This is a genomic window from Bradyrhizobium sp. 170 (assembly GCF_023101085.1).
Taxonomy (GTDB): domain Bacteria; phylum Pseudomonadota; class Alphaproteobacteria; order Rhizobiales; family Xanthobacteraceae; genus Bradyrhizobium.
In genome coordinates this window covers 7,031,516-7,044,913 of the sequence record NZ_CP064703.1, presented here as the reverse complement: position 1 = coordinate 7,044,913, position 13,398 = coordinate 7,031,516, and the positions used below count along the sequence as shown (strand labels likewise).

Genomic DNA, 13,398 nt, shown 5'->3' with positions numbered 1-13,398 from the left:
CACCAGTCTGATCCGGTGGCGTCATGCTCCTCCTCAAGAGTTGGCCGACGGACTTTCGTCCGCACGCTGCGTGTCGCCTTGATCATCTGACCGGGGGCGCCAATGCCTGCGAAGCGAGGAGCCCAACGCTCCGTGACTCCATCAGGTGCAGCATGCAAATGCTGCGGCAGATACGGGCTGGTGTCAAGCTATCCCATCGGCACTCATGCACCGGTTCCCCCCGGAACAAATGTCAGATCCTGGTCTGGCGGTAATCGCGTAAATCGGGATCGTGGGTCATGGCCCAGTAATCCACAAATCGCCATGGCATCGCCGAGAAAACCCGGCCCTGGCCGTTGCGGTAGTAGGTTGTCATGCCGGGGTGCGTCCAGATCAGTTGCTCGTGCTCGGCATCCACTTTCCGGATGTATTGATCGTGCGCCTCCGGGCGAACATCGATGGCGGCGATATCACGCTCCATCATTTCGACGAGGCAAGTAGAGATGTAGCGGCTCTGGCATTCCGACTGGAAGATGACGCTGCCGCCATGCGCGGGGCCAGAATTGGGACCGAGCATCACGAAGAAGTTCGGAAAGTCCGGTACGGTCAGACCGAGATAGGCTGTCGGGTTGTCGTTGGCCCATGCCGTTCTGAGATTCTTGCCGTCACGCCCGCTGATGTTGAGACGTGCCGCCATCTCCGTGACCTTGAATCCTGTCGAAATCACGATGACATCGGCCGGCCGCAGTTTGCCGTCCGAAGCAACGATGCCGTCCTTTGCGAAATGGTCGATCTTGTCGGTGACCAGTTCGATACTCGGCTTCGTCAGCGTCTTGAACCAGTTGTTGTCGAGCAGAATGCGCTTGCCATAGGGCGGATAGGTCGGGACGCATTTCTCGATCAGGTCGGGACGGTCCTTCAATTCGGACAGGATGAAATCCGTCAGCTCCTCGCGATGCCGGTCGTTGCCCTTGTTGACGGCGCGCTCGGGATGCGGCCAGTCCGGATCCTTGCGCAGGAACGGCAACAGGCCGTCGCCGTAGCGCCAGAACATGTTGAAGCGATACCACTGCACATAAAACGGCAGGTGTGCGAGCAGCCACTGTGCGCCTTCGGTGATGGGATCGGAGTAGCCTGCCACGGGGCGCGCCCATTGCGCGGTGCGTTGGTAGACGGTGACCGACGCAACGCGGTCGGCGATCGCGGGTACCAGTTGCATCGCGGTAGCGCCGGTGCCGATGACGGCGACATGTTTGCCGTCGAGCTTGATGTCGTCGGTCCACAAGGCTGAGTGCAGCATCTCACCCTTAAAATCCTCCTCGCCCTTGAAGTGCGCAGGTGAGGGGTCGTTGAGCTGGCCGATGGCGCTGACCAGCGTGGTCGACTCAAAGATCTCCTCACCATTGGCGGTCTTCAATGTGGAGATCCAGCGTCGCTTGTTCTCGTCCCAGTGCGACGATTTCAGTTCGGTGTTGAGGCGGAGATGTTTCCGGATGTCGTATTCGAGCGCGACTTTCTTGAGGTAATCGAGCAACTCCTGGCGCTGGGCGAAGTAACGCGTCCACGGGTTGCGCGCGCCGAACGAGAACGAATAGGAATGGTTCGGCGTATCGACGCCGCAGCCGGGATAGCGGTTGACGTACCAGGTGCCACCGAGCTCGGCGTTCTTCTCGACGATGGTGTAGGGGATGCCGAGCCGGCCAAGCGTAACGCCCAGCGCGATGGCGCAGACGCCGGCGCCGACGATCAGCACATGCTGCTGCACCAGCTTCTCGCTCGATGGTGGTTTGGTCCAGCGCGCCTCCCGGGGAATGAAGCCCATTTCCTCGCGCATCAACGGCGCATATTCCGGCGCGACGTTCTCGCCGAGCGTCGCGCGCATCATCTTCAGCATCAACTCGTCACCGGGGTCGGTGAGGACGGGCTTCGGTTCGCCGTTTGCGAACAGCTTCAGAACGGCGGCGCGGATTTCGGCCTGGATTTCCTTGGGCATGCCGGCTTGCGGATCCGGGATCAGGCGGACGTCGCGCCTGGGCTTGTAGGGCGGCGCCAGCCAACGCTCGTCGCCGGTCAAGTGCACCAGCACCATCAGCAACACACGGATATCGCCCTCGGCGATGGCCGATGCGAGATCGAGTTTCTTGCGCGGCAGCTCGATATTCATGCTCGTGTCCTCATTGCGCGCCGGGTGCGTCCGGCAGGCCGCCATAGGCGGCCCAAGTGGTGCCTGCGATGTATCCGGCATCGACGGGCAGATTGATTCCGGTGACGCCGCTGCTCAGCGGCGAAAGCAGCCACGCGATGGCGTGTGCGACCTCGATCGGCTCGACCAGGCGGTTCATCGCGGTCGGACTTTCGAGCCATTTCTGGTTCAGCGCGCCGGAGGCGATACCAGCTTCCAGCATGGCGGTGCGCGTAAAGCCCGGCGAGACCGCATTGACGCGCACGCCGCTGCGGCCCCATTCGGCGGCCAGCGTCTGCGTAATCTGGATGACGCCGGCTTTCGCGGCGGTATAGGCATGGATCGGACCAGAGGTCATGCCGGCAACGGAGGCGACATTGACGATCGCGCCAAGCCGCCGCTCGGCCATCTTTACGCCGACGCTGCGGGCGACCAGAAAGGTGCCACGCAGGTCGATATTGACCTCGCGGTCCCATTGATCCATCCGCACGCGCTCGATCCGGTGCATCTTGCCGAAGACGCCGGCGGCGTTGACGAGGCCCGTGATCGGGCCGTGCGCTGCTTCAATATCGGCGATGCCGCTGACGACGGTGCCTTCGTTTGCGACGTCGAATGGGGCCGGCCACAGGACGACTTGCGTTCCAGCCAACGGTTCCGGCGCGATGTCTGATATCACCACGCGCCGGCCTTGCTCGGCCAAGAGCGTAGCGGTCGCGGCGCCAATGCCGCGGCTGCCGCCGGTGACGAGGACGATACCCTCAGCGGTCATGGTCGTTGCCTTTTTCCGGTGTGAACAGGCCGCGCGTCACCAGCTTTCGGTAGGCGGAGATGACATGCTCAGGCGCCGCGGTGACGTTGCCGCCAACATAGGAGTAGCGCCGGCTCAAGTATCCACGTGCGCCCATCAACATGTGAACGATGGCTTCGAACTCCTCGTCGCTATAATCGACGATCGCGCCGGCCTGACGCGCGCGCCGGAGGATGCGGACGTAGGAGGTGGCGATGTTATCGAGATGCTTCTGGTAACCGATCGGCGCGAAATATTCGGCCTCGTTGAGGATGCGCAAAAATTCTGGAACCTCTCGAATGAAATCGAAGAAGGCGCTGAAGCGTTCGATCTCCTGCCTGGCCGCCTGCGCAGTCCCGGTGCGCTCGCGGATGAAGTAAACCATGTCGGTGCCGATCTTCGGCAGCAATTGATCGAGCAGTTCCTGGCGGTTTTCAAAGTGATTGTAGAACGTGCCCTGCGCGACGCCGGCTTCCTCGGTGATGCGGGCGACGGAAGCCTCGGCGTAACCGTGCTTGCCGACGACCTTGGTAGCGGCGTCGAATATCCTGCGCTTGGTCCAGGCGTTGCGCTCGACACGGTTGAGTTTTGTCCCTTTGCCCGATGCGGTTTGCGGAGATTGCGTCATGCGTGGGATTCCAGTTCGGCGCGCAGCACGCGCTTGAGGACTTTTCCGGAAGGGTTACGCGGCAGGCTGTCGCGGATGATCAATTGCTTTGGCACCTTGAAACCTGCGAGGCGCGCGCGACAGTGATCGGCGAGATCAGATAATTCCAGTGCGGCGCCATCGCCCAGCACCACGACCGCGACGGGCCTTTCGCCCCAGCGCGCGTCGGGCATACCGACGACGGCGACTTCGCGCACCTGCGGCAGTTCGTAGATGACGCGTTCGACTTCGGAGGATGCGATATTCTCGCCGCCGGAAATGATCATGTCCTTCTTGCGATCAGTCAGGTAGAGAAAGCCGTCCTCATCGAGATAGCCGACGTCGCCGGTGCGGAACCAGTCGCCGAAGAACGCCGCCGCGGTTTTCTCGGCATCCTTCCAGTAGCCTTGAGTAACCTTGGGCCCGCGCAGGCAGATTTCGCCGTTCTTGCCGGACGGCAGCCGGTTGCCGGCATCGTCACGGATTTCGATTTCGACATGGGCGATGGCGCGGCCGGTCGAGCCGATCTTTTCGATCTCGCGGCCGGCTTCCATGAAGGTGTCGCCGCCGCAGGTCTCGGTCAGGCCATAGGCGTCGATGTAGCGGGCGTTTCTGAAGTAATCGGAGAAGGCGCGGATGCGCATTTCCGGCGTCTTCTCGCCACCGCCGATCGCCCATCGGAGGCTCGATACGTCGTAACGGTTGCGAGCAGGGCAGGTAAGGATCGCGGTCGTCATCACGGGCGCGAACCAGGCGGCGTTGAGTTTCTCCGTCTCGATCGCGGCGAGTGCCTGCTCGGGCTCGAAGTTGCGGTGGATGGAAAGCATGCCGCCGTGCCAGAGCACGGCGATCCCCGGCAGATCGAGCGCGCCGACATGATAGAGCGGGCCGACCACCAGCAATCGCGTGTCGGCGTTCAAGCCAAGGGCCAGAGTCTGATCCGCGGACTTCCAGTAGATGTTCTCATAGGTGAGCATCACGCCCTTGGGGCGGTCCGTCGTGCCTGACGTGTACATCAGCCGCATCAGGTCGCGCGGTTGGCGGACGTGCATCGGGGCGGGTGCGATGTCGAGCGCAAGCTGAGTAGCGGCGGCTTGTGCGGCTTCATCGAGCAGCACCACCGGTGCGCCGCCAGCGGCCGTGCCGGAAAACTCTTCATCCGCAATCAGGATGCGCGCGCCGGAATTGCCGACGATGTAGCCGACTTCGTCGGCCGACAGGCGATAATTGATCGGCAAAAACGCTGCGCCGATATGGCTGGTGGCAAATACCAGTTCGAGAAACGCGGTGCTGTTCTTCATCAGCACCGCGACCACGTCGCCCGGGCCTATTCCGCGTGCGGCGAGCCATCCACCGACCCGGCGGATACGGGCGTCGAAATCGGCATAGGAGACATCCTCGCCGCGGTATTTCAGCGCACAGCGATCCGGCGTCCGCCGGGCATGAAACGCGATGAAGCTGGATAGATTGATCATTATCCGCCCAAAAAGCCGGTTTCCGGCCCCGTCTCTCCCTAGATGAATTATGACTCGTAATTCATCTTTGGCTTGACGTCACCCCCCTTGCTCTGAAATCCTTGTGAGTACGGAGGCGACACGATCTCCGGAAGGGATTTGGGAACGCAAACCCCACAGGGAGGAAGCAATGACGAGAACCCGCAAACCGGGCGTAAGCCGACGTGCGACATTGGCCATGATGGGCGCCGGGGCCGTGACATTTGCGACGCCCTGGGTGGCGCGCGCGCAAGCCAAGACCATCAAGATCGGCATGCCGACCATTCTCTCCGGACGTGTGGCGCAGCTCGGAACCTCGTCGCGCAACGGGGTGATGCTGGAAATCGAAAAGGTCAATGCTGCCGGCGGGCTGGCCGGACGGCAGATCGAAATGGTGATCCGCGATTCCAAGGGACAGCCGCAGGAAGCCGCCCGCGTCGCCCGCGAACTCGTCAACACCGACGGATGCGAAATTCTGATCGACGCGGAAGCATCATCGGGCGCCTTCGCGGTGCATGAGGTGGCGCGCGATCTCGGCGTGCTCTGCCTTCACACCAACTCGGAAACCTCGGCGCTGACTGCCGATCCCAAGCAGCACATTCCCAACGCGTTCCGCACCGCGCGGCAGGGCGTGCACGACTCGATCGTCGGCGGCAGCTACGCAGCGGCGATCGCCAAGGCCAAGGGGCTGAAGAAATGGGCGACCTGTTCGCCCGACTATGCCTATGGCCGCGACACCACCGGCGAATACGTGACGTATCTCAAGCGCTTCGCGCCTGACGTTGAGATCATTAGCGAGTCCTGGCCCAAGCTCTTCCAGCCTGACTACACCGAGGTGGTGACGAAAATCCTGCAGGCCAAGCCGCAAGCATTGTATTCCTGTCTCTGGGGCGGCGATCTCACATCCTATATCGATCAGGCCAACATCTACGCGCTGTTCAGCCAGATGGAAGTGTTCGCGGTCAACATGGCCGACTACACCGCGCTGACGGTAGTGAAGAACCTGCCGAAGGGCATTCATTCCGGCAACCGCTACATCAAGACCTATCCCGCGACCGCGGAAAATGCGGCATGGGGTGACGCTTACAAGGCGAAGTACAACGAATATCCCACCAACTGGTCATGGGAAAATGCAACTGCAATCATGCTGTTGGCGGAAGCTTCGAAGAAGGCGAATTCAGCCGACGGCAAGAAGATTGCGGAGGCGTTGCGCGGCCTGAAGATCAAGTCGCCGTTTGGCGCCGACGGCACCGTCACCATGCGGGCCGAGGACCAGACGCTGGTCGGCTATGCGATCGGCTGGGGCACGACGATCCCGCAAGAACCCTACGTGCCGCAAGTTCAGGCCGGCGACTGGAAGACGATCTTCGAGCTCGAAGCCGAGTGGAAGAAGAGCAAGGGCTACACCTGATCGACTGTGAGGCGGAGGCAGCGTAGGCTGCCTCCGTTCGCCGCCGAATGTTTCTCGCGCGCCGCGCATGCTGGCACGCTGCAATGGATGCTTCCCTTGGATCTCGATGCGCTTACCGGCTGTCTCGCCAGTTCTGCCTGCCTGGTGACGCAGACCACCAGTGGCTTCATCATCGGCATGTTGCTGTTTCTCGTCGCCGTCGGGCTGACGCTGATTTTTGGCGTGCTCAAGGTCGTGAACTTCAGCCACGGCGCCTTCTATATGTTCGGCGCTTATTTCGCGATGACGGCCTATCAGTTCACTGGCAGTTTTGCGCTGGCGATGCTGAGCGGGGCGGCCGGCACGGCGCTGCTTGGCCTGATCTTCGAGCGCGTATTCATGAGCCGGGTCTATGGCTCCGACGTGCTGATGCAACTCCTTGTCTGCTATGCTTTCGTGCTGATCTTCGATGACGTCGTACGGATGATCTGGGGGCCGGAATTCAAGTCGATGGGCATGCCGGCGGCGTTCCAGGTGGCGCCGCTGTTCATTGCCGGCGGCGTGGTGCCGCCGTATTACCTACTCCTGATCGGTGTCGCGCTGGTGGCAGCCGTGGTTCTCGGGCTCGGCCTGGGCCGCACCAGGATCGGCAAGGTGATCCGCGCGGCCGCGCATAATCCGGGCATGGTATCCGCGCTCGGCATCAATACAGGTCTTATCTATGGCGGGGTGTTCGCGCTCGGCGGCATGCTCGCGGGCCTTGCGGGTGCGCTCGCCGCGCCGGTGCGCTCGCTGACGCCGGGCATGGGATTTTCGGTCCTGATCGAATCCTTCATCGTCACGGTAATCGGCGGCATGGGCTCGATCCTCGGCGCGCTGATCGGCGCAATCCTGATCGGCATGATCCGCTCGTTTGGATCGCTCGGCTTTCCCCTGTTCACGGAAGGGCTGATGTACCTGTTCATGGTGATCGTGCTGGTGTCCCGGCCCACCGGGCTGTTCGGCAAGGAGGTCGCATGACCGAATTGCAGGCCGAACAGGGCGCCGTGGTGCCGCGGATCGAGTCCCAATCGCAGCGCTCGCGCTATCGCGACGTGCTGATCGCGTTGGCGGCCTTTGCCGTGCTGGCGATCCTGCCGATGCTCACCGGCAGCAAGGCGCTGCTCGATTTTGTCATCCGTTGCTCGGCGTTCGGCCTGTTCGCGACCTCGCTCAACCTGCTGGTGGGTTTTACCGGCTTGGTCTCGTTCGGCCACGGGATGTTCTTTGGCCTCGGCGCCTACGGCTTTGGCCTGATCATGCAGCGCAGCGGCCTGCCGGTGCCGGTTGCGTTTGTTGCGACGCTAGTCATCACCACCCTTATCGCCGCCGTCATCGGCGCGATCTGCGTGCGGCTGAAGGAGATCTACTTCGCCTTTGTCACGCTGGCATTCCAGATGCTGATCCACAGTACGATTTTATCCTGGGTATCGCTGACCGGCGGCGATCAGGGCTTGCGCGGCGGTATCCCGCGCCCGGCCTTTTTCGGCGTCGACTTGTCGAACCATGTGCATCTGTACATCACGAGTTGCGCGCTGTTGGTGATCGGCCTTCTCTTGATGCGCCAGATCGCGCAATCGCCGTTCGGCTATACCTTGCGGATGATCCGCGACAACGCCACCCGCGCCAGCTTCATCGGCATCGACGTCTGGCGCGCAAAACTCACGATCTTCGTGCTGGCGGCACTGTTTGCCTCCACCGGCGGCATCATCATGGCGCTGTTCGTGTCGGGCGCCTATCCCGAGTTCGCCTACTGGACGATCTCGGGTGAGGGCATCTTCATCAACATGCTGGGCGGCGTTACGACGTTCCTTGGCCCGATGGTGGGCACCGTCTTGTTGCTGATCCTCAACGACACCGTGACGCGGCTGACCGAATATTACGGCATCGTGCTCGGGATCGTGATCCTGTTCTTTGCCATCGGCCTGCGGAAAGGCCTGATGGATTTTGTGGTCGAGTGGTATGCGCGACGCCGCGAAGGTTCCGGGGAGTAGCCATGCTGGAGATACGCTCCCTTTCGAAATCGTTCGGCGGCGTCAAGGCGACGGATAATGTCACGCTCGACTTCGCCGACGGTTCGCTCACCGCCGTGATCGGCCCCAACGGCGCCGGCAAGAGCACATTCTTCAACCTGATCACCGGCGCGCTGAGGCCGGACTCCGGCCAGATCCTGCTCAATGGCGTCGATATGGCAGGGCGGTCGCCGCCCGATATCGTGCGTCACGGTATCGGCCGGGCGTTTCAGGTCGCGAGTATTTTTCCGTCGCTGACGGTGCATGAGACGATGCTGGCGGCAGTTTGCGCCGATCAGCGTCGCGCCAGCGTGCTTCACCGACGTTTCCCGCTGGCCGAAACCCGCGACCGCGCCGAGCATGCGATGGAATTGCTGGGGCTGGCCGGCAAGCGCAATCGCACCGCGGCGACGCTGTCGCATGGCGATCAGAAGCTGCTCGATATCGCACTCGCACTGGTGCTGGATCCCAAGGTGCTGCTGCTCGACGAGCCCACCGCCGGCATGGGCACCGAGGAGCGCTGGCGGATGATCGACAAGGTGAGGGAGCTCTGGGAGAAGCAGAAGATCACGGTGGTGTTCATCGAGCACGACATGGATATCGTGTTCAAGATCGCACCCGAAATCGTGGTGCTCTGCTACGGCCGTATTCTCGCAACCGGCACGCCCGATGCGATCCGCCGCAACGAGGCTGTGATCGAGGCCTATCTCGGTACCGAACACCACGCCGGGGCAGCGGTATGAGTGCGCGGCCGATCGTTCAGGTCGAGGATCTCGACGTCTATTACGGCACCAGCCAGATCCTGTTCGGCGTGGGCCTGTCGGTCCGGCAGGGCGAGACCATGGCATTGCTCGGCCGCAACGGCGCCGGCAAATCCACCACCATGAAAGCCATCATGGGGTTGGCTCCCGCCCGCCGCGGCAAGGTTACGTTGCGCGGAAAAGTAGTGTCCGGGCTAAAGCCACACCACATCGCACGCGCCGGTCTCGGCTTCGTGCCGGAGGATCGCCAGATATTTCCGGAGCACACGGTGGAGGACAATCTGGTCATCGGCGCCAAGAAGGGGCCTGATGGCGAGGACGAATGGTCGATCCGGCGCGTTTACGACGTGTTTCCGCTGCTGGAGCCGCTGCGGCACCGGATCGCAGGACGGCTGTCGGGTGGCGAACAGCAGATGCTGGCGATTGCCCGCACGTTGATGGGCAATCCCGCGCTGCTACTTCTGGACGAGCCGAGCGAAGGGCTGGCGCCGATTATCGTGCAGCGGATCGGCGAATTGCTGCGACAGCTCCGCGGCACCGGGGCGACGGTGCTGATCGCCGAGCAGAACATGCATTTTTGCCTTGGCCTTGCGAGCCACGCGACGGTTATCGACAAGGGCCAGATCGTCTACACATCCGGGATCGAAGAGCTGAAAGCCAACGATAACATTCGTCAGCGCTACCTCGCGCTGTAGCTTTCGGCCCGACCGGGGGGCGGAATGACCATCGAACGCAAGATATCGCCGACGCATGAGGCGCCGTATGCCGGCCTGCGTGTGCTGGATTTCGGGCAGGGCATCGCCTCGCCCTATTGCGCGATGCTGCTGGGCATCTATGGCGCCGACGTGGTCAAGGTCGAGCCGCCGGAGGGGGATTGGTCGCGTTTCCTCGGAACGACCTATGGAAGCCATACAACGCTCTCGGCGGTCTATAACCGCGGCAAGCGCAGCCTCTGCCTCGACATGAAGCACAAGGACGGGATCGCAATCGCGCGAAGGCTGGCGAGAGATTGCGACGTTCTGATCGAAGGCTTCAGGCCGGGCGTCGCCGCGCGGCTGGGGATTGGCTACGAGGAATTGTCGCGTGACAATCCTGGCCTGATCTATTTGTCCGTCAGCGCGTTCGGGCAGAGCGGTCCCTATTCGAAGCGGCCTGGCTCCGATTCCGTCGCGCAGGCCTTCTCTGGTCTGGTGTCGATCAATGTCGGCAACGACGGCACCCCGCATCGGGTCGGCACCACGATCTCCGACGTCGTCACCGGCGTCTACGCCTTCCAGGCCATCGCGACGACGCTGTTCGCGCGCACAACCGTCGGCACCGGGCGCTGGATCGACGCCAACCTTTGCCAGTCGACGTCTGCCTTGCTTGGCCACAAGGTGGCCGAGCATATTCTGGAAGGCGGTGCGCCACGCGCGCTTAACGTGCCGGCGGGCTCGTATCAGACGGCCGATGGCTGGATGATGGTCACGCTGGTGAACGAGCCGCAATACAAGCGGCTGTGCGCGGCGATCGGCCGCGACGACCTCGCCAGCGATCCGCGCTTCGTCGATTTTGCCCGGCGCGCTGATTCCGTTGATGCGCTGATCCCGCAGTTGCGTGAGATATTTCTGACGCAGCCGATGGATGCCTGGCTTGCCCGCCTGCATGCCGCCGATCTCATCGCCGAACGGATCCTCAATCCCGGGGAATGGCTGCGCAACGTCCATGTCGAGGCGACAAGGGCCGCGGTCTGCCAGCAGACGCCGGGCGTGGGGCCAGTGTACTCGCCGCGGACGCCGGGCATTGCGAGCTTCTCGGAGGATGACTTGCGCCCTGCGCCTGATATAGGCCAGGACAGCTACGAGGTGCTGCTGGAAGCGGGTTTCGAACGTAGCGCCATCGATGATCTGGTCAAGGCCGGCGCGGTGCGTCAGGCCAAGGGAGGCACGGCATGAGTACCGATCTCGTTCGTTATTCCGTCTCAGGCAATATTGCCGAGATCATGCTGGACCATCCGCCGGTCAATGCGCTGAGCATGGACCTGATCGATGCGCTGCTGGCGGCGCTTTCGAAGGCGAGGGACGACGAAGCGGTGCGTGCCGTCATCATCGGCAGCGCGCACAAGGTGTTTTGCGCCGGGCTCGATCTGGACATCGTTCGGGGCAAGCCGGGGATCGAGACCAAGAAATTCCTCGAGCGGCTGTATTTTGCGCTCAACGATACCCAGTATCGCATGGGCAAGCCGACGATCGCTGCCGTCGACGGTGCGGTGCGCGCCGGCGGCATGACGATTGCGATCTCCTGCGACATGATCATCGCGGGTGACGCCTGTACCTTCGGCTATCCCGAGATCGACGTAGGCCTGATCCCGGCCATTCACTTCGTGCAATTGCCGCGGCTGGTCGGCAAGCACCAGGCCTTCGGGCCACTGTTCCTGGGCGAGCCCTTCGATGCCGCGACAGCCTTTCGCATGGGATTGCTGAGCGAAGTCGTTCCGAAAGGAACGGCGCTCGGGCGCGCGCGGGAGATCGCGGGAAAGCTCGCCGCCAAATCGCCCATCGTCATGAAGATCGGGCGCGATGCCTTTATGCGGGCGGTCGACGCCGATTTCCGCCGCTCGGTCGAGAACGCGGCCGAGAGTTTTGCGCTTGTCGCAACGACGGAGGACTGTCAGGAAGGCTTGAATGCGTTCGTCGAGAAGCGGACGCCGAACTACAGGGGACGCTGATGGCTGGATTGTATTTCGAGGAGTTCGAGGTCGGCCGGGAATTTCATCATGAATTCTCAAGGACCGTGACCGAGATGGACAACACGATGTTCAGCCTGCTGACCATGAACCCGCAGCCGCTGCATATCGATGCGCATTTCTCCGAAAATACCGAGTTCGGCCAGCGGCTATTCAACAGCATCTATACGCTCGGCATCATGATCGGGATGAGCGTTTACGATACGACGCTTGGCACCACGATCGGCAACCTCGGCATGACCGACGTTAAGTTTCCAAAGCCGGTGTTTCACGGCGATACGCTCAAGGCGCACACCAAAATTATCTCCAAGCGTGAAAGCAAGTCGCGGCCGAACCAGGGCATCGTCGAGTTCGAGCACACCATGACCAATCAGCGCGACGAGGTGGTGGCAAGTTGTCGCCGCACCGGCCTGATGCATTGCAAACCGAAGGCGTAGGCCGATGCGATCATTCCTGTTCGTTCCCGGCGACAGCCAGCGCAAGTTCGAAAACGCCAAGAAGACTGCGGCTGATGCGCTGATCCTCGATCTCGAGGATTCGATTGCGCCGGACGAGAAAGTCGGCGCGCGGCGTACGGTGCGCGAGATGCTCGATGCCCGGAATCCGAACCAGAAGATATATGTCCGCGTCAATGCGCTCGACACGGACATGACGCTTGGCGACCTCGCGGCCGTCATGCCGGGCCGGCCCGACGGCATCGTGCTGCCGAAATGCGCCGGCGCTGCGGACGTCAATCGTCTCTCGCTCTATCTCGATGCCTTCGAGGCCGCCGCCGGGATTGAACATGGCTCCACGAGAATAGTGACGGTGGCGACGGAGACAGCGAGGGCAGTGCTCAAGCTGCTCGACTTCGAGAACATGAGCCCGCGGCTGTGGGGCATGATGTGGGGTGCCGAGGATCTAGCGGCGTCGCTCGGCGCGTCGCGAAACCGCACCGGTGGCCGCTTCCACGGGCCGTTTCTACTGGCGCGCGACCTCTGTCTGATCAGTGCGGCTGCGGCCGGCGTCGTCGCCATCGACACCATTGCGACCGATATCAACGATCTCGGTGCGCTCAGGGAAGAGTCTGTCGCTGCGCGTCAGGACGGGTTCCTCGCCAAGGCCGTCATTCATCCCAAGCATGTCGACGTCGTCAATGCAGCCTTCATGCCGACGGATGAGGAGATCGCCTGGTCGGAGAAAGTGGTCAAGGCATTCAACGACAACCCGACTTCAGGCGTCGTGAAGATCGACGGCAAGATGATCGACAAGCCGCATTTGCGCGCGGCGGAAAAAATCCTGGCGTTGCGGGTACGGTAGAGGGGTAGAGAAAGGCCGGAGACAAGCAAATTGACTTTATAGATCGATCGGCAGCAAATGCGGCCAATCAATAAACTTAAGGAAA

13 protein-coding genes are annotated in these 13,398 nt (G+C 62.2%); 9 read left to right on the top strand and 4 right to left on the bottom strand.

What is annotated here, in order from left to right; translation table 11 throughout:
- Positions 1–232: 232 nt before the first annotated feature.
- Genes IVB05_RS32850 through IVB05_RS32835 form a run of 4 tightly spaced genes read right to left on the bottom strand, consistent with a single transcriptional unit; the run spans position 233 to position 5,069 of the window.
- Positions 233–2,143, bottom strand: a complete 1,911-nt coding sequence (locus IVB05_RS32850; RefSeq protein ID WP_247780142.1) for an NAD(P)/FAD-dependent oxidoreductase — start codon at positions 2,141–2,143, stop codon at positions 233–235.
- 10 nt (positions 2,144–2,153) lie between these two features.
- Entirely contained in the window at positions 2,154–2,930 is a 777-nt protein-coding gene (locus tag IVB05_RS32845; RefSeq protein WP_247780141.1) for an SDR family oxidoreductase, read from the bottom strand.
- Positions 2,920–3,576, bottom strand: a complete 657-nt coding sequence (locus IVB05_RS32840; RefSeq protein ID WP_247780140.1) for a TetR/AcrR family transcriptional regulator — start codon at positions 3,574–3,576, stop codon at positions 2,920–2,922. The genes IVB05_RS32845 and IVB05_RS32840 overlap by 11 nt, the downstream gene beginning before the upstream one ends.
- Positions 3,573–5,069, bottom strand: coding sequence for an AMP-binding protein (locus IVB05_RS32835; protein ID WP_247780139.1), 1,497 nt, complete (start codon positions 5,067–5,069; stop codon positions 3,573–3,575). Before IVB05_RS32835 ends, IVB05_RS32840 begins: the two co-directional genes overlap by 4 nt.
- A gap of 169 nt (positions 5,070–5,238) precedes the next feature.
- On the opposite strand from IVB05_RS32835, the gene IVB05_RS32830 reads away from it, so the two are divergent.
- The 9 genes from IVB05_RS32830 to IVB05_RS32790 all read left to right on the top strand — a co-directional run bounded on the left by IVB05_RS32830 (position 5,239) and on the right by IVB05_RS32790 (position 13,313).
- Entirely contained in the window at positions 5,239–6,498 is a 1,260-nt protein-coding gene (locus IVB05_RS32830; RefSeq protein ID WP_247780138.1) for an ABC transporter substrate-binding protein, read from the top strand.
- A gap of 96 nt (positions 6,499–6,594) precedes the next feature.
- The gene (locus IVB05_RS32825; protein ID WP_247780137.1) at positions 6,595–7,497 is read left to right on the top strand and encodes a branched-chain amino acid ABC transporter permease; all 903 of its coding nucleotides are present in this window, start codon (positions 6,595–6,597) and stop codon (positions 7,495–7,497) included.
- Positions 7,494–8,510: a branched-chain amino acid ABC transporter permease gene (locus tag IVB05_RS32820; RefSeq protein WP_247780136.1), complete on the top strand. Its 1,017-nt coding sequence runs from the start codon at positions 7,494–7,496 to the stop codon at positions 8,508–8,510. The genes IVB05_RS32825 and IVB05_RS32820 overlap by 4 nt, the downstream gene beginning before the upstream one ends.
- Before the next feature lie 2 nt (positions 8,511–8,512).
- Positions 8,513–9,271, top strand: coding sequence for an ABC transporter ATP-binding protein (locus tag IVB05_RS32815; protein ID WP_247780135.1), 759 nt, complete (start codon positions 8,513–8,515; stop codon positions 9,269–9,271).
- A complete protein-coding gene (locus IVB05_RS32810) occupies positions 9,268–9,984 on the top strand; it encodes an ABC transporter ATP-binding protein (RefSeq protein ID WP_247780134.1) in 717 nt (238 codons plus the stop codon). The genes IVB05_RS32815 and IVB05_RS32810 overlap by 4 nt, the downstream gene beginning before the upstream one ends.
- A 24-nt stretch (positions 9,985–10,008) precedes the next feature.
- Positions 10,009–11,223, top strand: coding sequence for a CoA transferase (locus IVB05_RS32805; RefSeq protein ID WP_247780133.1), 1,215 nt, complete (start codon positions 10,009–10,011; stop codon positions 11,221–11,223).
- On the top strand, positions 11,220–11,996 hold the full coding sequence (locus tag IVB05_RS32800; protein ID WP_247780132.1) for an enoyl-CoA hydratase/isomerase family protein: 777 nt from the start codon (positions 11,220–11,222) through the stop codon (positions 11,994–11,996). The genes IVB05_RS32805 and IVB05_RS32800 overlap by 4 nt, the downstream gene beginning before the upstream one ends.
- A complete protein-coding gene (locus tag IVB05_RS32795) occupies positions 11,996–12,451 on the top strand; it encodes a MaoC family dehydratase (protein ID WP_247780131.1) in 456 nt (151 codons plus the stop codon). Before IVB05_RS32800 ends, IVB05_RS32795 begins: the two co-directional genes overlap by 1 nt.
- Before the next feature lie 4 nt (positions 12,452–12,455).
- Positions 12,456–13,313, top strand: a complete 858-nt coding sequence (locus IVB05_RS32790; protein ID WP_247780130.1) for a CoA ester lyase — start codon at positions 12,456–12,458, stop codon at positions 13,311–13,313.
- The last annotated feature ends 85 nt before the right edge of the window (positions 13,314–13,398 follow it).

Bases quoted from the DNA above. Each gene is read 5' to 3' on its own strand.
- IVB05_RS32840 (WP_247780140.1), bottom strand. From the start codon at position 3,576: ATGACGCAATCTCCGCAAACCGCATCGGGCAAAGGGACAAAACTCAAC.
- IVB05_RS32790 (WP_247780130.1), top strand. From the start codon at position 12,456: ATGCGATCATTCCTGTTCGTTCCCGGCGACAGCCAGCGCAAGTTCGAA.
- IVB05_RS32805 (WP_247780133.1), top strand. From the start codon at position 10,009: ATGACCATCGAACGCAAGATATCGCCGACGCATGAGGCGCCGTATGCC.
- IVB05_RS32810 (WP_247780134.1), top strand. From the start codon at position 9,268: ATGAGTGCGCGGCCGATCGTTCAGGTCGAGGATCTCGACGTCTATTAC.
- IVB05_RS32795 (WP_247780131.1), top strand. From the start codon at position 11,996: ATGGCTGGATTGTATTTCGAGGAGTTCGAGGTCGGCCGGGAATTTCAT.
- IVB05_RS32815 (WP_247780135.1), top strand. From the start codon at position 8,513: ATGCTGGAGATACGCTCCCTTTCGAAATCGTTCGGCGGCGTCAAGGCG.
- IVB05_RS32835 (WP_247780139.1), bottom strand. From the start codon at position 5,069: ATGATCAATCTATCCAGCTTCATCGCGTTTCATGCCCGGCGGACGCCG.
- IVB05_RS32850 (WP_247780142.1), bottom strand. From the start codon at position 2,143: ATGAATATCGAGCTGCCGCGCAAGAAACTCGATCTCGCATCGGCCATC.
- IVB05_RS32820 (WP_247780136.1), top strand. From the start codon at position 7,494: ATGACCGAATTGCAGGCCGAACAGGGCGCCGTGGTGCCGCGGATCGAG.
- IVB05_RS32800 (WP_247780132.1), top strand. From the start codon at position 11,220: ATGAGTACCGATCTCGTTCGTTATTCCGTCTCAGGCAATATTGCCGAG.
- IVB05_RS32845 (WP_247780141.1), bottom strand. From the start codon at position 2,930: ATGACCGCTGAGGGTATCGTCCTCGTCACCGGCGGCAGCCGCGGCATT.
- IVB05_RS32830 (WP_247780138.1), top strand. From the start codon at position 5,239: ATGACGAGAACCCGCAAACCGGGCGTAAGCCGACGTGCGACATTGGCC.